22 protein-coding genes, 1 pseudogene and 1 riboswitch are annotated in these 26,644 nt (G+C 65.3%); of the genes and pseudogenes, 8 read left to right on the top strand and 15 right to left on the bottom strand.

Annotated elements, in window-relative coordinates; genetic code table 11:
• Positions 1–6 precede the first annotated feature (6 nt).
• Positions 7–1,374: a TrkH family potassium uptake protein gene (locus DOM54_RS14190; protein WP_110716970.1), complete on the bottom strand. Its 1,368-nt coding sequence runs from the start codon at positions 1,372–1,374 to the stop codon at positions 7–9.
• Positions 1,375–1,453: 79 nt separating this feature from the next.
• Entirely contained in the window at positions 1,454–2,110 is a 657-nt protein-coding gene (locus DOM54_RS14185) for a potassium channel family protein (protein ID WP_162302622.1), read from the bottom strand.
• A 239-nt stretch (positions 2,111–2,349) separates the two neighbouring features.
• Between DOM54_RS14185 and DOM54_RS14180 the strand changes: the two genes are divergently transcribed.
• On the top strand, positions 2,350–3,795 hold the full coding sequence (locus tag DOM54_RS14180; RefSeq protein WP_110716969.1) for a sodium-dependent transporter: 1,446 nt from the start codon (positions 2,350–2,352) through the stop codon (positions 3,793–3,795).
• Between the two features lie 46 nt (positions 3,796–3,841).
• On the opposite strand, the gene DOM54_RS14175 is transcribed toward DOM54_RS14180, so the two are convergent.
• Positions 3,842–4,660, bottom strand: a complete 819-nt coding sequence (locus DOM54_RS14175) for an SIMPL domain-containing protein (RefSeq protein WP_110716968.1) — start codon at positions 4,658–4,660, stop codon at positions 3,842–3,844.
• 123 nt (positions 4,661–4,783) lie between these two features.
• Between DOM54_RS14175 and DOM54_RS14170 the strand changes: the two genes are divergently transcribed.
• Positions 4,784–5,701, top strand: coding sequence for a cobalamin-binding protein (locus DOM54_RS14170; RefSeq protein ID WP_162619884.1), 918 nt, complete (start codon positions 4,784–4,786; stop codon positions 5,699–5,701).
• On the opposite strand, the pseudogene cobO reads toward DOM54_RS14170, so the two are convergent.
• From cobO to DOM54_RS14150, 4 genes and pseudogenes are all read right to left on the bottom strand, one after another.
• Positions 5,695–6,306 (bottom strand): annotated as a pseudogene (cobO, locus tag DOM54_RS14165) (cob(I)yrinic acid a,c-diamide adenosyltransferase); the annotation flags it as partial. The gene DOM54_RS14170 and the pseudogene cobO sit on opposite strands and share 7 nt — an antisense overlap.
• A gap of 34 nt (positions 6,307–6,340) precedes the next feature.
• Complete coding sequence (locus DOM54_RS14160) at positions 6,341–6,649, bottom strand: winged helix-turn-helix domain-containing protein (RefSeq protein ID WP_110716965.1); 309 nt, start codon at positions 6,647–6,649, stop codon at positions 6,341–6,343.
• Between the two features lie 88 nt (positions 6,650–6,737).
• Entirely contained in the window at positions 6,738–7,727 is a 990-nt protein-coding gene (locus DOM54_RS14155; protein WP_110716964.1) for an SDR family NAD(P)-dependent oxidoreductase, read from the bottom strand.
• A gap of 58 nt (positions 7,728–7,785) precedes the next feature.
• Positions 7,786–9,408, bottom strand: coding sequence for an ArnT family glycosyltransferase (locus tag DOM54_RS14150; protein WP_162619883.1), 1,623 nt, complete (start codon positions 9,406–9,408; stop codon positions 7,786–7,788).
• A 215-nt stretch (positions 9,409–9,623) separates the two neighbouring features.
• Here DOM54_RS14150 and DOM54_RS14145 point away from each other — a divergent pair, with 215 nt between their 5' ends.
• Positions 9,624–10,286: a response regulator gene (locus DOM54_RS14145; RefSeq protein ID WP_110716962.1), complete on the top strand. Its 663-nt coding sequence runs from the start codon at positions 9,624–9,626 to the stop codon at positions 10,284–10,286.
• Entirely contained in the window at positions 10,283–11,683 is a 1,401-nt protein-coding gene (locus DOM54_RS14140) for an ATP-binding protein (protein ID WP_110716961.1), read from the top strand. The genes DOM54_RS14145 and DOM54_RS14140 overlap by 4 nt, the downstream gene beginning before the upstream one ends.
• 111 nt (positions 11,684–11,794) lie before the next feature.
• Here DOM54_RS14140 and DOM54_RS14135 read toward each other — a convergent pair whose 3' ends face one another.
• From DOM54_RS14135 to DOM54_RS14100, 8 genes are all read right to left on the bottom strand, one after another.
• Entirely contained in the window at positions 11,795–13,540 is a 1,746-nt protein-coding gene (locus tag DOM54_RS14135) for an ArnT family glycosyltransferase (protein ID WP_110716960.1), read from the bottom strand.
• Between the two features lie 14 nt (positions 13,541–13,554).
• The gene (locus DOM54_RS14130; RefSeq protein ID WP_110716959.1) at positions 13,555–13,851 is read right to left on the bottom strand and encodes a lipid-A-disaccharide synthase N-terminal domain-containing protein; all 297 of its coding nucleotides are present in this window, start codon (positions 13,849–13,851) and stop codon (positions 13,555–13,557) included.
• On the bottom strand, positions 13,848–14,645 hold the full coding sequence (locus DOM54_RS14125; protein WP_110716958.1) for a glycosyltransferase family 2 protein: 798 nt from the start codon (positions 14,643–14,645) through the stop codon (positions 13,848–13,850). The genes DOM54_RS14130 and DOM54_RS14125 overlap by 4 nt, the downstream gene beginning before the upstream one ends.
• A gap of 232 nt (positions 14,646–14,877) precedes the next feature.
• Entirely contained in the window at positions 14,878–15,945 is a 1,068-nt protein-coding gene (locus DOM54_RS14120) for a PA0069 family radical SAM protein (RefSeq protein ID WP_110716957.1), read from the bottom strand.
• A gap of 131 nt (positions 15,946–16,076) precedes the next feature.
• Complete coding sequence (locus DOM54_RS14115) at positions 16,077–17,942, bottom strand: TonB-dependent receptor domain-containing protein (RefSeq protein ID WP_162619882.1); 1,866 nt, start codon at positions 17,940–17,942, stop codon at positions 16,077–16,079.
• 172 nt (positions 17,943–18,114) lie between these two features.
• Positions 18,115–18,395: riboswitch (cobalamin riboswitch) on the bottom strand.
• An 88-nt stretch (positions 18,396–18,483) separates the two neighbouring features.
• Positions 18,484–19,338: an OmpA/MotB family protein gene (locus DOM54_RS20450; protein WP_162619881.1), complete on the bottom strand. Its 855-nt coding sequence runs from the start codon at positions 19,336–19,338 to the stop codon at positions 18,484–18,486.
• The gene (locus DOM54_RS14105) at positions 19,335–20,153 is read right to left on the bottom strand and encodes a motility protein A (protein ID WP_110716955.1); all 819 of its coding nucleotides are present in this window, start codon (positions 20,151–20,153) and stop codon (positions 19,335–19,337) included. Before DOM54_RS14105 ends, DOM54_RS20450 begins: the two co-directional genes overlap by 4 nt.
• An 84-nt stretch (positions 20,154–20,237) precedes the next feature.
• On the bottom strand, positions 20,238–21,038 hold the full coding sequence (locus DOM54_RS14100; RefSeq protein ID WP_206019117.1) for a glycerophosphodiester phosphodiesterase family protein: 801 nt from the start codon (positions 21,036–21,038) through the stop codon (positions 20,238–20,240).
• Between the two features lie 431 nt (positions 21,039–21,469).
• Between DOM54_RS14100 and DOM54_RS14095 the strand changes: the two genes are divergently transcribed.
• From DOM54_RS14095 to DOM54_RS14080, 4 genes are all read left to right on the top strand, one after another.
• Positions 21,470–23,632 (top strand): TonB-dependent receptor, encoded by a 2,163-nt coding sequence (locus DOM54_RS14095; protein ID WP_240613912.1) that lies wholly within the window; start codon positions 21,470–21,472, stop codon positions 23,630–23,632.
• A 78-nt stretch (positions 23,633–23,710) separates the two neighbouring features.
• Positions 23,711–24,598, top strand: coding sequence for an ABC transporter substrate-binding protein (locus tag DOM54_RS14090; protein WP_206019116.1), 888 nt, complete (start codon positions 23,711–23,713; stop codon positions 24,596–24,598).
• The gene (locus DOM54_RS14085) at positions 24,595–25,620 is read left to right on the top strand and encodes a FecCD family ABC transporter permease (RefSeq protein ID WP_110716952.1); all 1,026 of its coding nucleotides are present in this window, start codon (positions 24,595–24,597) and stop codon (positions 25,618–25,620) included. Before DOM54_RS14090 ends, DOM54_RS14085 begins: the two co-directional genes overlap by 4 nt.
• Entirely contained in the window at positions 25,613–26,641 is a 1,029-nt protein-coding gene (locus DOM54_RS14080) for a FecCD family ABC transporter permease (protein WP_110716951.1), read from the top strand. The genes DOM54_RS14085 and DOM54_RS14080 overlap by 8 nt, the downstream gene beginning before the upstream one ends.
• Positions 26,642–26,644 lie beyond the last annotated feature (3 nt).

Here is a 26,644-nt window from a genome sequence, read left to right as displayed (position 1 = left end):
CAGGGGCTAGCCAATCTGAATTTCGCCCCTGGCATAGCGCACGCCTCTTGCCTGCCGTGTTGCCAGGAAATAGCCGACGGAGAGCGGGCCCACTCGGCCCAGCAGCATGGTCAGCCCCAACAGGAATTGTCCCGGCAGCGAGAGATCGCTGGTGATGCCCCGGGAGAGTCCCACGGTGCCGAAGGCAGATACGGTCTCGAACGCCAGATCGAGAAACGACTGGTCGCCATCGGTGATGGTGAGCCCGAACAGCGTCAGCACTACCAGCAGCACCCCGGCCAGCGCCACCGTGATCGCCTTGATCACCGTCTCCTGGGGGATCGAACGACCGAAGGCCGTCGGGTGCTCGGTATTGCGGTAGAACGCGCGGGCCGTCAGCAGCAGCACCACGAAGGTGGTGATCTTGATGCCGCTGGCGGTGGAACTGGAGCCGGCGCCGATGAACATCAGCACCATCACCAGCAGTGTCGAGGCGTCGGTCAACGCACCGGTCTCCAAGGTGTTGAAGCCGGCCGTACGCGGGGTGACGGCCTGGAACCAGGCTGCCTGCAGCTTGGCGAAGCCATCTTCCAGACCGCCCAGGGTGCCCGGGTTGGACCACTCCAGGCCGAGCAGGATCGCGGTGGCGATCACGTTGAGCCAGAACGTGGCCAGCAGCACGACCTTGGTCTGCATCGCCAGGCGCGACCAGCGACGATGACGATAGAGATCGCTGACGACCACGAACCCCAAGCCGCCGACGATGAACATCAACGTCACCGTGGCATTGACGAGCGGGTTGCCGACCTCCTGGATCAGGCTGTCGGAAAAGGTCGAGAAGCCGGCGTTGTTGAACGCCGAGACGGCGTGGAAGAGGCTGTGCCACAGGCCCATCGCCAGCCCCTGTTCCGGCACCCAGTGGCAGGCCAGCAGCAGCGTGCCGATGGTCTCGGTGATGAAGGCGAAGGCGATCACCAGCTTGACCAGGTCGCGGATGTCGCTGAAGGCGATCTCTCCCAGCGCTTCGCGGACCAGGTTCTGCTGGCTCAGCGGCAGTCGCGTACCCAGCAGCAGCACCGTCAGTGCGGCAAAGGTCATGAAACCCAGGCCGCCGACCTGGATCAGGACCAGGACCACCAGTTGGCCGATGAATGTCAGGTCCTTGCCCACGTCGATCACGCTGAGACCGGTGACGGTGACCGCGGAAGTCGCCGTGAACAGGGCCTCGTGCCAGGCCAGGGGGCGCGTCGCACTGCCCGGGAGCCACAGCAGCAAGGCGCCGGCGGCGCAGAGCAGGGCGAAGCCGAGCAGCAGTATTTCCGGCGGCGAGAGCCTGATCACACCGCCGTGCGGGGCGCGGCGAAAGGGCTGCTTGAGTCGTTGCCACCGTCTCACGTGCGCGCTCCTGCGTCCCCATCGGGACGGCCTGCGAGCACCTCGAGACCGTCGCGGTCAGCAGATGAAGACAACCAGCTCATATCTGTTTGCCAATTTCGCGCAGCGCCTGCAGGTCGCCCATCAGGATCAGGCTGTCGCCGGAGCGTAGTGGCGTGTCGTCATCCGGATTGCGAATCACCTCTTCACCCCGCTTGATGGCGACCAGGAACAGTGCCTCGGGGTCGATCGACAGGTTGGCGACGCTGGCGCAGTTCTCCACCAGACGGTCGGTGGTCTCGATCTCGACGATGAACTGGCGCTCGCCCAGCCGAATGAAATCGACCATGGCATGATAGTTGAGGCTCTCCGCGACCCGCACGCCGACGTCGTATTCCGGGTAGACGACCCGATCGGCGCCCAGCCGCTTGAGCAACTTGTAGTGGGCATCGGAGTGCGCCTTGGCCCAGATCTCCTTGGCGCCCAGCTCCTTGACGTGGAGCGTGCAGGTGACGCTGGCCTCGACATTGTCGTCGACATCGATCACCACGACGTCGTAGGCGTCCAGCGAGAGTTCGCCGAGCGCTTTCTCGTCGGTGAGGTCGGCGATCACCGCATGGTCGAGCGTGTCCGACAGCGCGTCGACCCGCGTCTCGTCGGCGTCGACGCCGAGCACCTGGTTCTGATGACGTTTCAGTTCGCGTGCAACGGTGCTGCCGAAGTAGCCCAACCCCAGAATGGCGAAGTGCCGGGACATCGGAATCTCCTTGTCGATCGATGCCGGTAATGCCGACCGGCGAGTGGGCGGGATCATCGCTGTGGGCCAAGCTTTGCACAAGCCCCGGCATCCTAACAATCACGACCCGGTCGCGCATGTCCTGCGCCGACGCTACAATCCTCCGCCGCATCGTCCGCCATCGGGCGACTCCTTGCGCCGCACCCGGCTTCGATACGGGCTGGCACATTCAGGCCGTCCACTGGAACGAAAGAGGAAGCATGACCGCAATCGCACGACCCAAGAACCTGTGGTTGGGACGCTGGGGCTTCGTCCTGGCGGCGACTGGCTCGTCCGTGGGCCTGGGCAATATCTGGAAATTCCCGTACATGACCGGCGAATACGGTGGCGGCGCCTTCGTCATGGTTTACCTGGTCTGCATCGCGGCCATCGGCGTGCCGGTGATGATGACCGAGATCGCATTGGGGCGGAGAGGCCGAGGCAGCCCGGTGGATGCAATCCGGCGGGTGGTGCGGGAGTCCGGGCGCAGCGGGCTGTGGTCGGGCCTTGGCTGGATGGCGATGCTGTGCGGTTTCATGATCCTGTCGTTCTACGTCGTGGTTGCCGGCTGGGCCGTCTCCTACCTGTGGAAGTCGCTCAGTGGCGGACTGGCAGCCGACAGCGTCGAGGGCATGGCGGCCATCTTCGGTGCCAACAACGCCAACCCGTGGAATCTCGGCTTCTGGAGCACGCTCGTTACCGTGGCGACGATGGCGATCGTCGGGCTGGGTGTCCAGGCGGGCATCGAGCGCAGCGTGCGCTGGATGATGCCGGGCCTGGTGGTCATGCTGGTGGTGATGATCGTGTACGCGGTGTTCTCCGGCAGCTTCGGTGCCGGCGTGCAGTTCCTGTTCGCCTTCGACCCCGGCAAGCTCACCGGGCAGGCCATTCTGGCGGCGATGGGGCACGCCTTCTTCACCTTGTCGCTGGCCTCCGGCGCGATTCTCACCTACGGCGCCTATCTGCCGGCGGATCGATCCATCGGCCGCACCACGCTGGTGGTCGCCCTCTGCGACACGCTGGTGGCGCTGATGGCAGGGCTGGCTATCTTCCCGGTGATCTTCGCCAACGGCATGGACCCGGCTTCCGGCCCCGGCCTCATCTTCATGAGCCTGCCGCTGGCATTCCAACAGATGCCGCTGGGCGGGGTGATCGAGACGATCTTCTTCTTGATGCTGACCGTGGCCGCGCTGACCTCCGCCATCTCGATGATCGAAGCCACGGTCGCGTGGCTGAACGAAAGTCATGGCCTGTCGCGGGCCAGGGCGGCCTGGGGCGTCGGCGTCCTGCTGTGGATCGTGAGCACGCTGGCGATGCTGTCGTTCAATGTCGGAGCGGACTGGAAGCTGGCGGGACGTCACTTCTTCGACTGGCTGGATTTCCTGACCTCGCGCTTTTTGATGCCGCTGGGCGGCCTGGGAACGGCGCTGCTGGCCGGCTTCGTGCTACGCCGAGAGAGCCTCGAGGAGGAGTTGGGGCTGCCATCGGCCCTCTACGCCCTATGGCGGTTCACCGTCCGCTACGTCTGTCCGGTGGCGATCGTGATGGTGTTCCTGGATGCCCTGGGGGTGCTGAACGCGGGATTCGACTGGCGTTGGCTGGCACTGGTGCTGGTGCTTGCAGTGTCGGTGGAGGCGCTCCTCGCCCGACTGGCACGTCGGGCGTGAGCCTGGTGTGACGCCATGGGCGGGCCGCGCGGCCCGCCCGGCATCGTCAGTCGTCGATTTCCCAGGTCACGCTGACACCGGCGTCGATACTGATCTCGCCGCTGCGATATTCGGCCGAGCTGGCGCTGTCGGCCTCGGCGGCGCGCATCATCATCTGCGGTTGATAGCGGGGCGCCGTGGTCTCTTCGATATTGACGACATCGCCCAGGTCGACATTCAGGGTGTCGGCCATCATCTCGGCCTTCTGGCGCGCGCGCTCCAGGGCCTGCTTGAGGGCACGGTCGTCGGCCGCGTCGCTGTCCTGTAGGCCATAGCTGACACCGTCGAGGGAGTCGACGCCAGCGGTGGTCAGGGCATCGAGCACCCGCGGCAGCCGGTCGAGGTCGTTCAGCGTCAACGACACCGACCGTTCGATCCGGGTGCGCACCTTCGACGGCGAGTCGTCGTCGCCCCGGGTGCCGGCCTGGACGATGTCCGGGCGCACGCTGAGCGAGCCGGCTCGGATCTGCTGGCTGTCGATGCCGGCGTTTTCCAGGGTGCGGATCAACTCGCCGGTGCGGCTTTCGAGCCGGTCACGCGCTGTCTTGATGGCGTCACTGTCGCCCGAGGACTCTTCTCCCTGAACCTGGGCCGGCGTCAGCTCCCACAACCGCGCATTCAGCGTTGCCTGATCCGGCGCGACATCGATCGTGGCGTTGGCCTGGACATGGAGCTGGTGTGGCGTCTTGTCGGCGAGCGCTGGCGCGGCCAATGCCACGGTCGCCATCATCCCGGCGAGCCCCAGGCCCAGGTGACGGGCCAGGCGACTGCGGCGGGATGAGGCGTGAGAGTGGGCCGAACGATTGAACAGAGCGTCTCGAGACATGGAACTTCCTCTATCGAAAAACGGATGTCGTGCAAGATGTGGGCGCTGCATAGACGCCTCCGGCGTCATTCGGTTCCCATGCTATGCTCGCCGACACCTTCAGCCCAACTTGCAGAACCGGTGATGCGCTCTCTTTCCCCATTGTGGCATGCCGCGATGTCGTGCTTCCGGTGGCGGCCGGCGCTCGCCGCCATCGGCGCGCTGTTGTTGCCGCTGCACGCGTTGGCGGCGAGCGACGCCATCAGCGTCGTGGATGACAGCGGGCGTACCGTCGCGCTGTCCCGGCCCGCCCAGCGGCTCGTGGCGCTGGCGCCGCATCTGGTGGAGATGAGTTACGCCGTCGGCGCCGGCGGCCAACTGGTCGGCGTCATCGAGGGCAGCGACTATCCATCGGCGGCGAAAGAGATCGACCGGGTCGGCAGCTACCGTGGCATTCCCCTCGAAGCGATCGTCGCCAAGCAGCCGGATCTGGTGCTGGCCTGGGGCAGTGGCACCCCGGCATCGCTGATCGAGCAACTGGACCGGCTGGGCATCCCCGTTTACCGCAGCGAACCGCGGCGCCTCGCGCAGATCGCCGACGATCTGCGCGATATCGGCCGCCTGACGGGTCATGATACTGCCGGAGAACAGGCCGCCTCGCGGTTCGAGGGAGGGCTGAGAAGCAGTTCACAGACGCTGTCGCCGGCACCGCGGGTCTTCTACCAGTTGGGGCAGTCGCCATTGACCACGCTGGCCGGCGGGCAGATCGTGACTCAGGTCATTCGTCACTGCGGCGGCGTGCCGCTGTTCGAAGAGGCCTCGGTGCTGGTGCCGCAGATTGGCTGGGAATCGCTGCTCGAAGCGCAGCCGGAGATCATCCTGGCAGCCGGTGCCGACGACCGCTGGAAAGCGTTCTGGGCCGGCCGTGACGAGCTGCCGGCGGTGCGTAACGGCGCGTTGTACACGCTGGACCCGGATACGATCAGCCGCCCCGGGCCGCGCATGATCCAGGCGGTGCGAGAGGTGTGCAGGGCATTGGGCGGAGATCGCTTTTCTCAGTAGTCGATGCCGCGGCGCGCCTGCACTCCCGCATCGAAGGCGTGCTTGGTGTCGTGCATGTCGGTGACCGTGTCCGCCATCTCGACCAGCCCGCGATGGGCGTTGCGCCCGGTGACGATGACGCTCTGCTCCGGTGGGCGATTGTCGATGGCGCGCTTGATCGTGTCGATGTCGAGATAGCCGAACTTGAGCATATAGGTGATCTCGTCGAGTACCACCAGGTAGACCTCGGGATCGGCGAGCAGCCGCTCGGCTTCGCGCCAGACCTCGAGGCAGGCGGCGGTATCGCTGTCGCGGTTCTGGGTATCCCAGGTGAAACCCGTCGCCATGACGTGGACCTCGAGATGGGGATCCTCGATCAGCCGCTCGCGTTCGCCGCACTCCCAGAGTCCCTTGATGAACTGGATCACGCCGACACGGTAACCGTAGCCCAGCGCCCGGGTCACCGTGCCCCACGCCGCCGTGGTCTTGCCCTTGCCGTTGCCGGTGAAGACCAGCAGCAGGCCTCGCTGCTCGGTAGCGGCGGCGACCTTCTCGTCGACATGGGATTTGAGCTTCTGCATGGCTTGCTGATGACGCTGCTGGCGATCGCTCATGGGCGACTCCGATTGTTGATGGTCGGGAGGGAGGGCCTTGGCGAACTCACGGCCTGGGCAGCGGGTAGTCCAGGGCGCCGGCGATCTGCTCGGCATGGTCATTCACCCAGCTCGAAGAGATGGGGCCCCAATCACGGATCACGTAGCGGCCGATCTGGTGGCGTTCGCCGCGGGACTGCTCGAACTCGCAGCGGATATCGAGTTCCGCGAGCGCCGCCAGGGTGTCCTGGGCCGTGCGGCGCGGCATGCCACTGAGCTCGACGATGGCCGGAACGCTGGCGGCGAGGCCGGCATCGATCAGGTGGGCGACGTAGAGGCGGCGATAGAAACTGGTTCGGGTCTTGCTCAACGGCATGCTTGGACTCGTCGTTCGGGGAGTTGTGCCAGATGCTACGCCAACGCTTCCCGTTCGACGACCGTTGAACTGTCGATGGAGGCGGCGATCAAGCGGCCATGGCGTCCAGCATCAGCTCGCGGTAGTCGAGCAGCCAGGTGACGAACTGATCGATGCCTTCCTCGAGGGAGACGCGAGGGGTGTAGTCGATGACCGATCGCAGCTTGTGAGTATCCGCCCAGGTTCGCTCGACATCACCCGGCTGCATCTGCTTGAAATGTCTCGTGGCATCGACTCCCAGACGCTTTTCCAGCGTGTCGACGAAGTCGAGCAGGGCGACCGGCTTGCCGCGGCCCAGGTTGTAGATTTCGTGGGGCGCGGGCCGGTCAGCATCGGGGTGTGGTGCATGAGGCAGCAGCCGCACGATGCATTCGACCACGTCGTCGATGTAGGTAAAGTCCCTCGCCATGCGACCGTGATTGAAGATCTCGATAGGCTCTCCCCGCAGCAGGCTCGACGCGAACAGGCAAGGTGCCATGTCCGGGCGTCCCCACGGGCCATAGACCGTGAAGAATCGCATCCCGGTGGCGGGCAGCCGGTGCAGGTCGGCGTAGCTGTAGGCCATCATCTCGTTGGCGCGCTTGGTGGCGGCGTAGATCGACGCAGGCTGGTCCACCGGGTCGGTTTCCCGGAAGGGCAGCGTCTTCTGGCGCCCGTAGACCGAGCTGGAGGAGGCGTAGAGAAGATGTTCGATGTCGTGTCGCTTGCACACGTCGAGCAGGTTGAGAAACCCCGTCAGATTGCTGCGACCGTACTCGTGGGGATGCTCCACGGAGTGGCGTACCCCGGCCTGCGCCGCGAGATTGACGACATGGGTGAAGCGTTCGCGCGCGAAAAGCGTCTCCAGCGATTCGAGGTCCGCGATATCGATGCGATGAAAGGGGATGCCCGTCAATCGTTCCCTGCGTGCCTGCTTGAGCGACACGGCGTAGTAGTCGTTGAGATTGTCCAGCGCGACGACGCTGTGGCCCTCGCGAGCGAGGCGGTCGGCAAGGTGAAAGCCGATGAATCCGGCCGCGCCGGTGACGAGAATTTTCATGCTGGTTCCTGTATTGAAAGAATCTTCACCGCTCGGGCCGGTGAGCCGCGACCGAATTCTACCAGTCGCAAGCAGGTCGTCGGGGACTAAATGACAGCGCGGTGACAGGCACGATGTCCAGCTTTCCGCCACGATAGTCGAATACGTGGGCGGCGCCATCCTGGACGATCAGCGGGCCCAGGTCGCGCTCTCGACCCACGATCCAGCCGGTTGGAGACCGTTGCCCGAACCGGCAGAGGTCCGCGGGATTGCCGGAGAGCGTGACCAGTGGCCTTTCCAGGCGTCCGGCAAACTGGAAGGTGGCCTGATAGTTGTCGCCATTGAAGGCTACGGGGACGCCACTGGCTTCGAGTCTGGCCAACAGTCTGCTCGGCGCGCCAATGTCGTAATGGCTCCAGAGCGGGGCCAGCACCAACTGAGCCGTTATCAGCGTGGCGACAGCCGTGCCGAGCGCGAGGCCGCGGGTAGCCTGGGCGCTGCTTCGCCAGCGTTGCCGCCATACGATGGCGGCGAACGCGAGCAGCACCAGTGCGCCGAAAGGCGAAATCATCGAGCCGACGACCTCGGCGCGGCCGAACCCCGCCAGGCCGAGCGCCGCCACGCCCAGCAGCATCATCGCCGTTGCCGCCGACCGTAGGCGAAATGGCTTGTCCGGGGCGACCTGACCCAGGCGGTCCATGACCAGCAGCGCCAGTGCAGGTAGCAGCGGCATCAGATAGTGGATCTGCTTGCCGCTGATCGACGAGAAGACCAGTAACGGTGCGATCAGCCAGATCCAGGCCAGTCGCTGATGGCGCTGCCGTGGGAGGCGTGGCCACCCGGCGGGCCACAGCGACCACGGGAAGGTCAGCAGTGGCAGCCACGGCAGGTACCACCACGCCGGGCGCGCGTGGGCCATGGCGTGCTGCAGGCGGTCGACACTCTGACCCCAGAGCAGGTCCCTGGCGTAGGCGGCACCGCCCAGCCAGGCGGCGGACAGCGCCCAGGTCAATAGCATCGAGATCCCGAGCACCAAGGCGAAGGCCAGGCGCCGCCGGCCGGGCCCGCCCAACGGCGAGGCGCGCCAGAGCGGAATCGACAGCACAATCGGCGTCAACGTCACGAAGGCCGCCGGCCCCTTGGCCAGCAGCGCCAAGCCCAGCCACAGTCCACTGATGATGGCCTTGCGTGAGGTGAACTGACCCGCTATCAATGGCGAGATGGCGCCCAGCAGGCAGGCACTCAGCAGTATGTCGAACATCAATGCGCCAGCGTAGAGATTCCACATCAGCATGGCGCCAAGCACCATCGGTGCCAGACGCGCCTGACTACCGGCGTAACCCAGTCGCCGTGCGATTCGATAGAGATGGATCATCGCGATCAGCGAGGCCAGCGGCGAGATCGACTTGGGCCACCAGTCATTGACGCCGAACAGCGTCCAGCCCGACTGGATCAGCCAGAACAGCAGCGGAGGCTTGTCGGCGTAGGCTTCGCCATTCATGAGCGGCAGCAAAAGCGAGTGGTTGTGCCACATCTCCCAGGCCACCGAGACGTAGCGCGTCTCGTCGATCGGCATCAACGGCCTGAACAGCGCGCAGGCCAGCGACATCGCCCACAGCACGAGGATGACGAGGGCGTCTCGATGCCTGGCCTGTAACCGTAGCGTGTACGATAAGGGCGAAAATTTCTGGATGCTGATCACGCGATGACGTCCCGAGGTGGCTTCGAGAGGCCACTGTGGCGCTGCTGGCTTAACGAAACATTATCCGGCCGGCAAAGACGGTCGGCGCCCGGTGGCTCACCCACAGGTATCTCGAGGGCAGGAGGCGATAAGAAATCGTTAAGACATGTATGCCTCAATGTACGAGAAAAGTGAGATCACCGGATCTCCACGGGTAAACCAAGACGGAAACCGCAATGCGCGTATTGTTGGTGGAAGATGATCCCTTGCTGGGTGACGGCATCCGCACTGCCCTGATCCGAGAGGGTTACGTCGTCGATTGGCTGCTGAAAGGTCGCGACGCACTGGAAGCGGTGCGCGTCGAGCCGTTCTCGCTGGTCATTCTCGACCTGGGGCTGCCGGATATCGATGGGTTGATGGTATTGAAGGAGATCCGTCGGCAGCATTCGATCCCGGTCCTGATCCTGACCGCCCGCGACGCCGTCGAGCAGCGCATCCAGGGGTTGGATGCGGGCGCCGACGACTACGTCCTCAAGCCGTTCGATCTGCAGGAGCTGCTGGCGCGGATGCGGGTGGTGACCCGGCGCGCCGAGGGGCGTTCGACCCAACTGCTTTCGATTGGACAGTTGACGATCGATGAGTCGCAGCATGTGGTCAGTTGGCGAGGCGACACGATCACCCTCGGGCGCCGCGAGTTCGCGCTGCTGCTGGAACTGGCCAGAAACAGCGACAAGGTGATGTCCCGGCCCAAGCTGGAAAGCCTGCTCTATGGCTGGGGCGAGGAGGTCGGCTCCAACGCGCTCGAGGTCCATGTCCATCACTTGCGGCGCAAGCTCGACAAGCACCTGATCACCACCGTCAGAGGGATCGGTTATCGCCTGGATAGCCGCGTGGCATGACATCGATTCGCCGCTATCTCAATTTTACCCTCGCCGGTGTTCTGCTTCTGGTCATGGCCCTGGCCGTGACCGCCGCCTACCTGATCACCCGTCATGAGATGGAAGAGATCTTCGACGCCCAGTTGAGCCTGCAGGCGCGCGTGGTGTCGGGGCTCGTCGATACCGACACCACGCCGCAAGCCTATGCCGCCATCGCGGAGCAGCTCTCTCAGCCGGGCCATTTCGCCCACTGGTATGGCCAGGCCGAGCCGCAGCTTTCTCCGGATACCGATCCGAAGCTCTATGATCACGAGGAGCGGATGCTGTCAGTGGGCTTCTGGGACGACGCGCTTCGCCCCATCCTGCTGGGTTCCCGCTGGGGCGAAAATGACGAGGGATTTCCTCCCCCACGTAAGACCGGACATCGCTGGGTCACCTACGAGGGGCACCGGTGGCGGGTCTTCAGTATGCCGGTAGACGGTGGTCGCTGGATCAGCGTCGGTTTGAGGGAGTCTTTCCAGGACGAGCTCTCCAACAAGGTCGCGCTGGGCAATTTCGTGCCGTTACTGCTGGCATTGCCTGTTCTGATCTGGCTGATCGCGCGGCTGATCCGACGTGGTCTGGGGCCCATCGATCATCTGTCGCGCCAGGTCAGATCACGGGACGAAAAAGACCTCAGCCCGATCCGGGTGGCGGTACCTAGGGAGTTGCAGACCCTGCGTGGCGCGCTCAATGACTTCATCGATCGACTCGGGCAGACGCTGGAGCGCGAACGCCGCTTCACCGCCGATGCCGCCCACGAGCTGCGCACGCCACTGGCCGCGATGAAGATTCATCTGGACAACGCCCGCTTCGGTGAGCCCAGTGCGCTGGACAAGGCCTACAACGGCATCGAGCGGTTGCAGCGAGTGGTCGAACAGCTGCTGCTGCTGGCCCGGCTCGATATCGATCAGCCGCGACCGGCTCCCGAACCGGTCGCGTTACCGGCGCTGGTCATGGATCTGGCTGCCGATCTATGGCCGCTGGCCGAGTCGCAGCAACAGGCGCTGGAAATCATCGAGGGCAAGCCCGTCACCGTGATGGGCAACGCCACCGAGCTGGGGATCCTGATCCGCAACCTGATGGACAACGCGCTGCGTTACACCCCGCCGGGAGGGCGGGTCGTCGTTACCGTGGGGATCGACGGCCAGCGACCGTGGTTGAGCATCGAAGACTCCGGGCCGGGAATCCCCGAATCGATGCTGGAAGCCGTGACCCAACGCTTCCAGCGGGCTTCCGACCAGCGCATCAGCGGCAGCGGTCTGGGGCTGTCGATCGCCGTTGAGATCGCCGAGCGCCAGCGCCTGAGCCTGTCTCTCGCCAACCGCGACGACGGCGGACTGAGGGTGCGGCTCGACTGGCTGGACGCCGTGGCCTGATCCCGGCCTCGAGCCATGAGTCTGGCCCCGGTTTCGGGGCGCCAGATTCAACGCCTCGCAAGGTGCCCGGATCCCAGAGGAGCCCTCCCTGGGGCGAGAAACTCGCTGTCGTCAGACCCTGGGCGCGTTGCCGGTGTGATCCGGCAGCGTGGTGGGTGCCACGAACAGCGGTGCTGCGTTGGCGTCGCCCTGGCACCGATCGACGGCGGTTGCCGGGATGAGCCACCAGTCGTCGCCATTCTGAATGCCCAGGTCATGAATCTGGTCCCGGTCGATGCAGTCGTAATCCTCGGCCTGGCGCTGCATCGCGAACATCCAGCGGCTTCGATCCTGCTGCAGCCAGGCGAACGCCCGCCGGAACTGGGCACTGGCGGGGGTGCGGTCGCCGAACTGGATGCTGGGCTGGCGGGACTGGAGCAGGAACTCCTCGTCGAAGTCCGGCATGGCCAACCAGGTGTCGGCGCCAGTGATCGACCGCACCTGCGCCATCATGTCACGCGGCGAGCGCGCATGATCCTGCAGCGCGTAGCCCCAGGTCGACCAGCTCACCCAGAACACCACCAGCCAGCTGGCCAGTGCCCAGAGTCCGCGGCGAGGCCGCAGGATGACTAGCAGCCCCACGGCGATGGCGCCGATCACGATCCACCAGGCCCACGGGGAGACGGCGTGACGCTCGGCGACCTTGGTCAGCGCGGGCAGACCGGCAGCGCCGAGAATGCCCGCGGCCAGCAGCAGCCCGCCCAGCAATGCCAGCAGGCCGAAACCCAGCCACTGCAGGCCCTTTCGGGTGACAAGTCCCGGCAGCAGCGGTGCCATCGCCAATACCAGCAACGGCAAGGTCGGCAGCATGTAGACGCCGCGCTTGCCGGGCGAGAGGGAAAAGAAGGTCACGATCAGTATCACCGAACTGAGCGGCAGCAGGATTCGCGGATCGGAGCGTCTCAGCCGACGCCACCAGGCGGGGAGTGCCCACGGAAAGGCCAGGACCAATGGCATCCATGCCCAGGGCAGCACGCTGACCAGGTAGTAATACCAGGGTTCGAGGTGGGTCCAGGAGTCGGCATACCGCTGGCCGGTCTGCTTGAACAGAATGTTGTCTCGGTAGGCTGCCAGCGAGGGATCGTCTCCCCAGGTCGCCATCACGATCATCGGCACGGCCCAGGCCGCGATGCAGGCCACCATGACGGCTACCCCCTGGAGGGCAGCCTTGAGCGTGATGGGGGCGATTCGTCCGCGAGAACGCCCGGAGTAGGCCATCCATAGCCAGGCCGGAAGCAGCGTCAGTGGCAGGATGCCGACACCTTTGGTGATGATGCCCAGCCCCATCGCTGCCCAGCCCACCAGCCACCAGCGCCGGGCCGGGCCCAGCAGGGCGTGGCGGAGCAGGCCATAGGTGGCGAGCGTGGTACAGAAGGTCAGCATCATGTCGATCTGCGCGGTCTTGGCCTGCAGCACGAACTGGAACGCGCTCAGCAGCGCCAGCCCCGACATCAGCGCGATGCGGCGGCCGTAAAGGCGGCGACACAGATCCACCGTCAGCAGCAGGGTGCCGATACCCGCAAGCGTGGTGGGAATCAAGAATCCCCAGCGCACGGAGCCGGTCAGCCAGATGCTCAGCGCCGAGGCCCACATGAACACCGGCGGCTTGTCGGGATAGAGCTCGCCGCCGCGATGCGGAAACCAGAACTGGCCGGTGCGCAACATCTCCAGCGCGTTGAGGGCGAAACGCGGTTCGTCGGCCGGCCATGGGTCCCGCAGGCCGATACCGATGCCCAGCAGCACGGTAGTGAACAGCAGCAATAGCAGCCAGGCACGCCGATAATGGGCCTGTGAGGGATCGGACAGGAAGCGCCGCATGAGCGAGGTCTCGTTCACGAATTCGAGGGGGTTTCCGGGACGCTAGCCTGGTGCTTCTCCCGCCGGATCAGCATCAGATTGCGAACGTAGATGACCAGGCCGGCACCTTGGCCGGCGATGAATACCGGGTCGCGGCGGTAGATCGCGTAGGCCAGCAGGGTGGCACCGCCGCCGATGCTGAAGAACCAGAATGCGACGGGAATGATGCTGCGCCTGGCGCGTTCGCTGGCGAGCCACTGGATGATGAAACGGGCAGAAAACAGGGTCTGGCCGATAAAGCCGATGATCACCCATATCCACTCCTGGTTCATGATGTCACCTCCTCACCGTCGGGGTGCCGGTGATCGCCCGCGTCGTCCGGCGCCGTCATCGCGTCAGTCGGCTCGAGGCACGCCGCGGGCAGCCGGCTACGGCGGCGCAACCACATGACGCCGACCATATCCACCAGCCCGACCCACAGGCGATTGTTGAGCCCATAGTGCGATGCCCCGGTCCCCCGGGGACGGTGGTTGACCGGAACGGAGACGCACTGGCCGCCCTGGGCGCGGATCAGCGCCGGCAGAAAACGGTGCATGTGGTCGAAGTAGGGGAGTGACATGAAGGCTTCGCGGTGCACCACCTTCAACCCGCAACCGGTATCCGGCGTGGCGTCGTTCAGCAGCGCCGAGCGCACGCGATTGGCCACCCTGGAGGACAACCGTTTGATCCAGTCGTCACGGCGATTGGTGCGGTGTCCCGCGACCAGTGCGACATCCCCACGCCGGGCGCGTTCGAACAGCCTGGGAAGATCGGCCGGGTCGTTCTGGCCGTCGCCATCGAGCGTCCCGAGCCAGACACCTCGCGCGGCCCTGGCCGCCTGCCAGACCGAGGTGCTTTGCCCCGCACTCCGGGCGTGACGCATCGGGCGCAGGCGAGGATCCCGCGCGGCCCGTCGTTCCAGCAGATCCCAGGTGCCGTCGGTCGAGGCGTCGTCGACCACGATGACTTCGTGATCGATATCCGCCAGTGCCCGCTCGATCTCATCGAGCAGGCCTGGCAGGTTGCCGGCCTCGTCCTTGGCCGGAATCAGGATCGAGAGCAGCGGGGAGCGAAGGGATGAATGCATTGATGGCAATTTCCTGGCGAGGTGACCGATGGCTTGGGCGATGGATGAAACCCGCCTCTCTGAATGTATGGCCCAGGCGGTTCGGTTTGGCTCGATTGATCGTGTCGCGGAGCGCGCGAGCGGCGTGCCGCCATGGTCGCGGGCTAGACTTAAAGGAAGCTTAAGCGACAAACGCGATAATGACATTCCTACCATGGAATGTCGTCGGCAGGTGTCGGCTGGTTCCCGAGAATCAGCCGAACAGGTCCTGCTGGGCGTGAGGCGCACGGAAGCGGGTGGTATCGAGATCCATGTCCGCCCGTCGACCCATTCCCAACCGCTTGGCCGCGCGGCGGAAGCGCTGATCGATCATGTCCACGAACAGGCCTTCGCCACGCATGCGATGGCCGAAGCGACTGTCGTTGGCGTGGCCGCCGCGGGACTGGCGGATCAGGCTCATCACCTTGCCCGCGCGCTCCGGGTAGTGCTGCTCCAGCCAGGCCTCGAACAGCGGCGACACCTCGCGCGGCAGGCGCAGCAGCGTCCAGTTGGCGCTCCGGGCGCCGGCGTCGGCGGCCCGGGCCAGGAGGGTCTCGATCTCGCTATCGTTGATGGCAGGAATCACCGGCGCCACCAGCACGCCGACCGGTATTCCCGCCTGGTGCAGCTCCCGGATGATCTTGAGACGCGCCGCCGGAGAGGCCGTGCGCGGCTCCAGGGTGCGTTTCAACTCGTTGTCGAGCGAGGTGAGACTGACGAAGACCCTGACCAGACGCAGTCGCGCCATCTCGGCCAGCAGTTCACGGTCACGCAGGATCAGTGCGCTCTTGGTCACCAGCGTAACCGGGTGGCGACATGCCAGCAGGAGTTCCAGCAGCGAGCGCGTCGTCCCGTGTTGGACCTCGATCGGCTGGTAGCAGTCGGTGTTGCCGGAGAGATTGATGGGGCGGCAGACGTAACCGGGCTTGCACAGCTCCTCGCGCAGCCGGTCTGCCATGCCGGTCTTGGCGATCAGCCGGGTCTCGAAATCGATGCCGGGAGAGAGATCCCAATAGGCGTGGCTGGGCCGGGCGTAGCAGTAGATGCAGCCGTGCTCGCAGCCGCGATAGGGGTTGAGCGAGCGATCGAATCCCAGATCCGGCGACTGATTCCAGGAGAGCGCCGTGCGAGGCGCCTCGAACTGGACCTGGGTAGCGATTCGCGGCGGCAGCTCCTCCTGCCACCAGCCGTCGTCTTCACGGGTGCTGTGGGTCGGCTGGAAACGGTTGTCGGGGTTGTAGGTCGCGCCGCGGCCTTTCATGGGCCTGGAGGGAGACGTCATGCCAGCGACTCCTGTGGTGACTGTTCATATATACAGTATCACCGGGCGCGGAGAGGGAGAAGCTGTTTAAAGAGGGAAGAGGGAAGAGGCAGCGGCGCCGGGGAGTCGGCGCCGCTGCATGTGAAAGGCAGTCAGAAGCTGAGCTTCACGCCACCTTCGAGATAGCGGTCCTGGGTGTTGTAGCCATCCACCAGCTGATAATCCTTGTCGAAGGCGTTTTCCAGCTTGGCAGACAGTTCGACGGTCGGCGTGACCTGCCAGGCGGTGCGCAGGTCGACCACGCCGTAGCCGGCCGTGGTGGTGTCGCCGTAGGGAAAGGAGAACTGGGTGTCGCGGCGATCGCCCGCGGCGCGCAGGGTGGTGCCAACGGACCAGGCAGCGAGGCTGTAGTCGGCATCGACGCGGCCGAACGTCCTGGCGCGGCGCTTGAGTCGGTCGCCGGTATCGCGATCCTCCGGATCCTGGTGAGTCAGGCTGGCGCGCAGGGCAAGACCGCCGCGTTGCCAGCCGCCGCTCAACTCGACGCCCCGGATGCGCGCTTCATCGACGTTGTAGGGAATATAGGTCGTCGGGTCATAGCTGATCAGATCGTCGATCCGGCTTTCGAACACGGACACTCGAGCGTCCCAAGGGCCGCGGTCCAGGGCCCAGAAGGCCTCCAGTGTCTTCGAGGTCTCGGCGTCGAGATCGGGATTGGTGCCGTAAGGTCCGTAGAGATCGATCAGGTTGGGCGCCTTGAAGGCGGTGCCGTAGCTGACGCCGATCCGCTGGAACCGGGTCAGGTGATAGGCATAGCCGAGATTACCTGTCGTCTCGTCGCCGAACCGCGAATCATCGTCGTAGCGCAGTGAGCCCGACACCTCGTGGGGACCATATTGGCGTTGGACCATGGCGTAGAGGCCGTAGTTCTCGCGGCTGTCCTTTTGATATCGCGAACCATAGGCGTAATCGTCGTAGTCGAGGCGCTCCCCGCGATAGTCGACCCCGAGCACGTCGACGCCATTTTGCCGCGTAAAGCGGTGCTGCAAGCCCAGCTCGTTGCGGTGTGACTCGGTGCGGCTGTTGCGCTCGCCGGCGTAACGCTCCTCCCGCTGCTCGTCGAAATGACCGGCGGTGAGAATCATGTCCCAGTCGGTGTCGAGCGCAACATCGAGCTGACCGCCGAAGGTCTGCAGGTAACCCTTGGTCCGGCAGCCCTGGGACGCGCCCAGGGCGCTGGCGGGGTAACAGTCGTCATAATCGGTGTCGAAATTCTGGCGCAGGGCATTGAAGCTGAAGTCGACCCGATCGCTGAAACGGTGAGAGAGTCCCAATTGACCACCGCTGCGTTCGAAGCCATCCCGCTCGCCGCTGGTGTCGGCCTCGGTGGCGTTGAAGCCGTCGCCGTGGCGGCGAAACAGGGTGGCGTTAAGGCGGGTGTCGTCGTCTCCCGTGGAGACGAACAGATTCTGCTTGTTGGTGCTGTTCTCCCCGACTCTCAGGTTCAGCGCGCCTCGAGTGCCATCGCCGCCGCGCCGGGTGAATATCTGGATCACGCCGCCGATGGCATCGGCGCCATAGGCCGCCGCTCGTGGGCCGCGGACGATTTCGATGCGGTCGATCGCTTCCGGCGGCAGGAACTCAAGGCTGGCGCCGCCGCTCGTCGCCGAGTTGATCCGAACGCCATCGACCAGCACGACGCTATGGTCGGATTCGCTGCCGCGCATGAACAGGCTGGTGAGACTGCCCGGCGCGCCGGTCTGGGCAATCTCGATGCCGGCGCGACCCTGAAGCAGTTCGACCACGCTGTCGGCCTGGCTGCGCTCGATCTCGGCGCGGTCGATGATGGTGGTGCTGGCCAGCACGTCGGCCTGCGATTGCGGCAGGCGATTGGCGGTGACCTGGACGTCGTCGAGCTGCTGCTGTCGGGCCGAGACCTGCTGGGCATGGGCCGGCAGCGTGGCCATGGCCACCGCGAGCGCGACGCCCGAGGTAACGGCGCTTTTCTTGTAACGCATGTGATGTGATCCCCAACTGCGTGGCACCATCGACTACCGCCGCTGGTGGGGCGAGGCCGATGGGGCTGAATCCTGACGAGAACGCAATGGGAGGACGGACGTGACGAGACCCGCCCCAGGCGTCGGAGCCCTCGGGCAGGTGGGGTCGTCACTGGATGAGCCCTCCGCATCAACCAGTGAGGAGAAACGCGCCGGTCTCCGGACTCTCGCGGGGTGACCCTCGGGTCATCCGATACACACGCCTTCCCATGACCCCGGACGTTCCCTTGACACGAACGCTTTCGAATCGATATCCGGTGGATCACAGTGGCTGGATGGCTCGATGGCGCATCCCGGTGGTATCCAGGGAAATGCAATATTCCCAACGCGATTACCGTTGCGGGGGCAGTGCGGGGTTCTCACCCGCTTCCCGTGCACACGTCTCTCGACGGGGCGGATTGTCGCAGCTTCCTTCCCACAAGTGAATTCAGGATCGGCAGGGATGGCCGATGGAATTCCCGCGCGGGGCGGCGCTCGCGGCGCCGCGATTCGGGGCGAGTCGTCACGGCGTCGGCGAGTTCGCTTCCTGAAGCACCAGCTCCACGCGGCGATTGCTGGCGCGACCGGTGGGGGTGTGGTTGCTGGCCAGGGGGTGGGTCGAGGCGTAGCCGATCGCCCGTAGCCGGTCGCCGTCGATGCCGGCCAACCGCAGCACGCGCACCACCGCCGAGGCCCGCGCCGCCGAGAGCTCCCAGTTGGAGGGGAAGCGCGGGGTCGAGATCGGGACGCTATCGGTATGGCCTTCGACCGAGATGGTGCCGTTGAAAGCCTGCAGTGTCGGGATCAGCCGTTCGACCAGTTGTCGACCGCTGTCGCTGAGCCCCACGGCGCTGCTGTCGAAGAGCAGGTGATCCTGGATCCGCAGGTTGAATCCGTGGGGAATCGCGGTGACCTCGACGCCGTCGATCTGCGGCAGTGCGGCTGCGGGCGTGGCGTCGGGCAGGTCGAACAGCGGCACGCTGAACACCATCGGTGCCTCGGCCACCCTTTCTTCTGGGACCGCGACCGGGCCGGGCGAATAGAAGCCGACATCACTTGCCAGCGGCGCCGGGGCGAGCTGTCGCGGTGGGCGATAGAAGTCGCCGACGGTCGCGGCGGGGAGAGGCGCCGGGGGGCGAACCGCCGGCACGTGCAGCGGCAGGGCCGTGACCGCGGGCGTCTCGAGGTCGCGATCGACGAGCTGGCCGCCGTAGAGCGCCAGCATCAGCACGAAGAAGGTGATCAGCAGCATGAGCATGTCGAGATAGCTCATCAGCCAGGAGTCGCTCTCGCTGCTGCGGCCGGCGTCGTCGAAGGGGCCGTCGTCGAACAGCAGGTCGGAGAAGGGGCCGCCGGGGGAGATCGCGGCCAGGCTCATGCGGATTCGGCCGCGGCGTCGGCGGGCTGTGGGCGTCGCGCGTCGCGCATTTCGTCGCGATGTTCGGCACGGTAGGTGTTCAGCGCCTCCTCGATGAACGCCGGCAGACGACGCTTGCTGACCATCATGATCCCCTCGAGAAGCAGCGCCATGGCCATCAGCCGGGCCTCGGTGCGGCGTTCGAGCTTGACCGCGATCGGCTTGAACAACAGGTTGGCCAGCAGAATGCCGTAGAAGGTCGACATCAGTGCCACCGCCAGACGCGGGCCGATCACCGCCAGGTCGCCGGCCTGGATCACCTCGAGCATGTTGATCAGTCCGACCAGCGTGCCCAGCATCCCGAATGCCGGCGCATAGACCGCCATGGTTCGCAGGATCTGCGCCTCGGTGCGCTCCTTGGCCTTCACCCGCACCATGCGCCAGCGCAGCATTTCACGGATCTCCTCCTCCCGGGTGTTGGCGATCACCATCTGTATGCCGGTCCGCAGGAAAGGGTTGGTGGTGCTCTCCAGTGCGCCTTCGATGGCGCGGATATTGCCACGGCTCCAGTGGCGCGACATTTCGATCAACTGCTCGAGGTCGCTCTCCAGCTCGCTGGCCTGGGGCTCGCGTCGAAACACGACGGCGATCTGGCGGCACAGCCGCTGCATCTCCCGAAGCGGGTAGCTGATGAAGCTGGCCGCCAGCGTGCCGGTGAGCACGATCGCGAGCCCCGGCAGGTTGAAGAAACTGCTCGGGGCCTGAGCGGTGAATAGCACGACGGTCGCCAGCAGCAGTGCGCTGGCGATGATGCCGATGAGCGTGGATGGGTTCATGAACGGCTCGCGACCTGGAAAACGGGCATGGTGCCCATCTTATGCCCGGGAAGGCGCCGTCAAAGGTTCTAAATGACGGGTGTATCAGGCGCTTTTTGTCTCCGACGCGCGGGCGGCGGCCTCTCCCGCGTGGACGACGAAACGCGTGGGATCATCGCTGATCACGCCATCGACGCCCCAGTCCCAGAGCTTTTCGAAGGTGACCGGGTCGTTGGCGGTGTAGCAGAACAGCTTGATCTCCTCGTCGGCGATCTCCTGGGCCCGCTTGATCTTCAGCTTGCGCCAGTCCAGGTGCAGGCTGTAGGCGGAAAGCCGCTCGGTCTCCAGCCACCAGCGCTTGGGGGCCTTGTCGTCGAGCACGCCGAGACGCAGGCGGTCGGGATCGGATTCCAGTGCCCGTGCCGCCGTGAGGGCGTGACGATCGAATGAGGAGACGATCAGCTTCTCCGCCGGCAGGGCTTCCAGCGTCGGAGGCAGGGCGGCTTGCACCAGTTCGATGGCGTTGCGGCCGCGACAGACCTTGAGTTCCAGATTGAGACCCATGCCGAGTCGCTGGATCAATGCCAGCATCGCTTCCAGGGTCGCCATGGCCTCGCCCCGATACTGTGCGCCGAACCAACTGCCGGCATCCAGCTTGGCGGCGCTCTCGGCATCCAGCTTGACCAGCTTGCCACGGCCATCGGAACAGCGCTTGATCCCTGCGTCGTGCCAGATCACGGGGGTACCGTCGCCAAGCAGCTGAACGTCCAGCTCGACCCACTCGCAACCGGCGTCGTATGCCGCTTGCACGGCCGCCAGGGTATTTTCGGGGGCGCGTGCGGATAGGCCGCGATGCGCGATGTAACGGGGGGCTTTGCTGGCTGGCGCGGTCACACTCTGAGTCATTGCGTCGAGGTCTCCGGCGATTACCGTCTGCGGTACCCGCCACAATCCATGTTCCAGTGATAGAGAACTCCCCTGCCGCGGCGCTGGCGCATCGAAGCGCTGCAGATCACGTCGGGGAGATACCGACGCGGCCATGGGCTGCCGCGCCAGGGGTTGACCTTCGGCTACGCGGAGGCTGGCGTCAAGGTGAACCGTCGGGACGAGAACCGCAAACGTTCAAGCGTCCCGATGCCGAGGCGTCAGGCGTGAAAACTAGCCCATGAAGATGACGATTGCGTGATCCCGTCCTCGCTTCTCATATGAGAATGGTTATTGTTGGTTGGTGCTTTTGCATATTGTTTGCAATAATGCGCCGCCATTCCCCTCGCGGCGAAGTGGCCTGGGGCGAGGGTTGAAAAAATAACGACGAGAAAATCGGCGAGAGGCGGATCATGCGGATGAACGGCGAGAGGGTAGTACTGGGAACGTTGCTGATATCGGCGGGGTGGGGCACGGCTGCGCAGGTTCTGGCGGCGGATGCCGCCTCCACCACGGCGGACGTCTCGAACGAAACGATGGTCATCACGGCGACGCGCTCCGGTGCCGAGCGACAGAACTCGCCGCAGGTGATTCGCGTGATCACGCGCGAGGAGCTCGAGCAGCAGCAGCGGATCACCTCTGACTCGTCGGAGATGCTCAGCAACCTGCTGCCGGACTATTCGCCCCCGCGCCAGAAGATGAGCGGCAGTGGCGAGACGCTGCGCGGGCGGGCGCCGCTGGTCATGATCGATGGCATCCCACAGTCCAACCCGTTGCGCCCCACCGGGCGCGAGCTGCACACCATCGACTTCTCGATGATCGACCATATCGAGGTCATCAAGGGAGCGAACGCCACCAATGGCCTGGGTGCGGCCGGTGGCGTCATCAACCTGATCACCAAGCGTCCCGAGCCGGGCGCGTTCAATCAGCACTTCGAAGCCGAGGTGACCACGCCGACGTCGGAGCTGAACGGGGACACCACCAGCTATCGCACCAACTATGGTTTCAGTGGTAACAAGGACGCCCTCGACTACCTCTTCTCGCTGAGCTACGAGGACCAGGGGCGCTACGTGGATGGGGACGGCGATCCCATCGGCGTCGACAATACCCAGGGCGATCTGATGGACTCCGACGCCTACGACGTGTTCGGCAAGGTCGCCTACTGGTTCGACGATGACCGGCGGCTGCAGTTGAGCGTCAATCACTATCGCCTCGAGGGGCAGAACCACTACGTCAGCGTCGCGGGCGATCGTGCAAGCGGGGTGCCCACTACCTCGAAGCGTGACGAGCCGGAAGGGGCCGCTCCCTACAACAGGGTCTGGACCACCGGTATCACTTGGGACGACTACGATCTGGCCGGCATGCACCTGAACGTGCTGGCGTTCTACCAGGACTACGAATCGCTGTTCGGGGCCACCAATTCCGGGTCGTTCCAGGACCCTGCCATCGCGCCGGTGGGCACGCTCTACGACCAGACGATGGCGGAGACGCAGAAATACGGGCTCAAGACGTCGCTGACCAAGGATGGCCTCTGGGACGATCGCATCAAGCTCACGCTCGGTTTGGATCTCATGCGTGACGATACCGAGCAGTATCTGTGGGGCACGGGTCGCACCTATGTACCCAAGGTGAAATACACCGATCTGTCGCCATTCGTGCAAGTGGATTTCAGTCCCATCGATTCGCTGACGCTCTCAGCCGGTGCGCGCTACGAGTATGCCAAGCTCGATATCGACAGCTACCGAACCGTTGCCGCGAACAACGGTGTCGAGGTCGAGGGCGGTTCGCCCGACTTCGAGGAGACGCTCTACAACGCCGGTGTGGTATGGCGCCCGATTCAGCACTGGAGCCTGTTCGCCAACTATTCCGAAGGCTTCGTGATCCCCGACGTGGGGCGCGTGCTGCGTGGCATCAGCACGCCCGGGCAGTCGGTCGACAACTTCTCGAACCTGCGGCCCATCGTGACCGACAACGTGGAGACCGGCGTGCGCTACGACGACGGGCGACTAAACGCCGAGTTGAGCTACTACGTCTCCTCTTCCGACTTCGGTTCGCGAATCGCGACGCAGGGCGACGCCTTCGTCATGCAGCGTGAAGAGACACGGATCGATGGCATCGAGGCTTCGGTGGGCTACCAGTTCAACGAGGCGCATTCCGGCAAGCTGGCGTACTCCCACATGCGGGGCCGCTATGACAGCGACAACAATGGCACGCTGGATGCCAAGCTGGATGGCCTGAACGTCTCTCCCGATCGTCTCGTCGCCAGCTGGTCGGCCCAGTGGTCGCCACTGTGGACGACTTTCGTGCAGCTCAACCACGCCTTCGACAAGGACTTCGACGACAGCGACAACGGCTGGGATCGTGATTTCGATGGCTACACCCTGGTCGACGCTGCCGTTGGTTACCAGTTGCCGGTGGGCGAACTGAACGTCGGCATCGCCAACCTGTTCGACAAGCAGTACATCACCTACTACTCCCAGAGCGCGCTCGACAGCCCCAATGCCGACTACATGAACGATCGCTATTTCGCGGGGCGCGGACGGACGCTGTCCGTGGGCTACAGTGTCGACTTTTAATCAATGGCGCGGCAAGCGACCGGGTCCTGGGGATCGATGGCAGGCAAGGGCCCGATGACGCGGCGCGAGTTATTGGTCATGGCACTGGCCCTGGGGGTGGCGCCCGGTGTGGCATTCGCCGCAGGCGACAAGCGCGACGCGTCCGCGCCACGCATCGTGACGCTATTTCAGGGCGCTACGGATACGGCGGTCGCGCTGGGGGTGTTACCGGTCGGGGTCGTCGAGTCTTGGCTCGACAAGCCGATCTATCCTTACCTGCGCTCGGCGCTGTCGGGGGCCACCCTGGTTGGCCTCGAGACCCAGCCGAGTCTCGAGGACATCGCGCTGCTCGGGCCCGACCTGATCGTGGCGTCGCGCTTTCGTCACCAGCGCATCGAACCGCTGCTCTCCCAATTGGCGCCGGTGGTGATGTTCGATGAAATCTACCGCTATCGGGAGACGCTGACGGTGATGGGGGAGGCACTGTCCAGGCAGGCGAACGCGGCGGCGTTGTCGACCCGACTCACGCGGCGGCTGTCGCGGTTGCGTCGGCGCCTGCGCGAGCATTTCGGGGCGCGCTGGCCGGTGACGGTGTCCCTGCTCGACATCCGGGCCAATGAGGTGCGCAGCTATCTCGCCGAGAGCTTCGGCGGATCGGTTCTGGCCGCATTGGGTTTTCGCTGGAACGATGTGCAGCGTGATCTTTCCGGCGTCTCGCTCAAGTTGAGCGGCGTCGAGGGCCTGCCGGCGCTGGACGCCGACGTGTTCTTCGTCATGCGTCACGGTCGCGGTGCCGCCGTGGCGGAACACTACCGTCGATTGAGGGCCCACCTGCTATGGCAGCGGATGGCCGCGCCGAGACAGGGCGAAGTCTGGGAAATCGATGCCATCGACTGGAGCCTTTCCGGAGGCATCCTGGGCGTTTTCGCCATGCTCGACGACATCGACGCCTGGTTGACGGGCGCTGAGCGGCGGGGGCGGACATGAGTGGCGATGTCAGTCTGGAATCGACGCGCGCGCGGTCCTGGGTCGCGCCGGGTCTAATCGTATTGTCGCTCGTGCTGGTGATGTCGGTCAGCCTGACGGCCGGGCCGCAGTGGTTTGGCTTCGGCGAGCTATGGCACGCGCTCTGGTCGCCGTCGCCGACCAATGTCGATGATCTGCTGATTCGTACCACACGGCTGCCGCGGACGCTGCTGGCCGCGGTGGTCGGGGCCAGCCTCGGGGTGGCGGGTGGCATCATGCAGACGTTGACACGCAACCCCCTGGCCGCACCCGGCCTGCTGGGGGTCAACGCCGGCGCGCTGTTCGCCGTCGTCGCCCTTGCCACGATGGGAGGTGGCTTGCCGGCAGCGGTGGCCAACCTGGGAGCGTTTGTCGGTGCGGCGCTGGCGGTCGCGCTGGTATGGAGCCTTGCCATGCGTCGAGGTCCAACCGCCGGGCCGCTGCGGCTGCTGCTGGCCGGCGCGGCATTGACAGCGCTGTTCCATGCCTTCAGTCAGGCGCTTCTGGTGGTCGATCAGCAGGGCCTGGATTCGGTACTCTTCTGGCTTGCCGGCTCGGTCGCCGGCCGGCCGCTCACGGACACCTGGCCGATGCTGATACTGGCGCTGGTGGCACTACTGGCTTGCGTGCCCTGGCTACGCCAATGGAACGTGCTGGCGGCCGGGGAGGCCGTCGCCGTGGGCGCCGGGGTATCCGTGAGGCGTCTGCAGTTGGCATCGATCACGCTGATCGTGCTGCTGGCGGGGGCCTCGGTCAGCATGGCGGGCAATATTGCCTTCGTCGGTCTGATCGTGCCTCACATCGCGCGGCGTCTGGCGACGCCGGATCATCGCCATTGGCTCCCGTTGGCCGCATTGATCGGCGCCGTCCTGCTGCTGTGTGCCGATATCGCCGCGCGGACGTTGATCCCGCCCGGTGAGGTACCGCTGGGTGTGATGACCGCGTTGGTCGGTGCCCCGTTTTTCATGCTGCTGGTAAGACGGCAGGGCGTCCGCCATGGCTGAGATCCAGGCGCTGAGGTTGGGCCGATTCTCGCGAGCTATCGTATGGCGTCCATGGTGGCGCGTGGTGATGGCCTGGGGAGTGGTGGGTGTGGCGCTGGCGGGCTGCCTGTCGCTGGGCAAGATAGCGTTGACGCCGCCTGAGTTGCTGGCCGCGCTGTCGGCGCCGCTCAGCGACACGGGACTGATCGTCTGGCAACTGCGTTTGCCGCGGACCCTGCTGGCGGCGCTGGTGGGCGGGGCGCTGGCGCTTTCCGGCTGGCTGTTGCAGCAGGTCATGCGCAACCCTTTGGCATCGCCGGATACCCTGGGCGTGACCAGCGGTGCCAGCGCCGCCGCCGTGGCTTATTTCTCGCTGTTGGCCGCCGACCTGGGCCATGCCTGGCTTCCGTTGGCGGCGGCCGGGGGCGCCTTGATGGCGGTCGGCATCGTGTACTGGCTGGCCTGGCAGCAGGGTGTGACGCCGTTACGGCTGGTGCTGATGGGAATCGGGCTCTCTGCACTGCTGACCGCGGCCACCACGTTTCTGCTGGTTTCCAGTCCGTTTTCGACCACGCTGTCGGCCTACGTGTGGCTGACCGGGAGCGTATACGGCGGCAACTGGTCCGAGGTCGCGCGTCTCTCTATCGGTCTCGCCCTGGCGCTCGTCGCGATGGCACCGCTGGTGCGGTACGCGTTGCTGGCGGCGGTCGACGACGCCCTGGCGGTCGGCATCGGGGTACGCGTGCAGCGGATGCGGGGTGCGCTCACGCTGCTGGCGGCGGTAATTGCCGGACTGGCCGTGGCCTGGGGCGGGGCAATCGCGTTCGTGGGTCTCATTGCCCCGCACCTTGCCAGACGTCTGGTGCCCGTGCCGGGCGCGGCGCAGATCGTGATGGCGATCGCTGCTGGCGCGATCGTGGTCATGCTGGCGGACCTGGTGGGGCGGACGCTATTTCTGCCGCTGGATCTACCGGCGGGGATTTTCGTGGCGGCCATTGGCGCGCCGTTCTTTCTGATGTTGCTGATCCGACAGGTGCGTTGATCC

It is taken from the genome of Salinicola acroporae (assembly GCF_003206615.1).
Lineage (GTDB): Bacteria > Pseudomonadota > Gammaproteobacteria > Pseudomonadales > Halomonadaceae > Salinicola > Salinicola acroporae.
The sequence above is the reverse complement of the archived record's forward strand: the minus strand, read 5'-3'. Positions and strand labels throughout refer to the sequence as shown.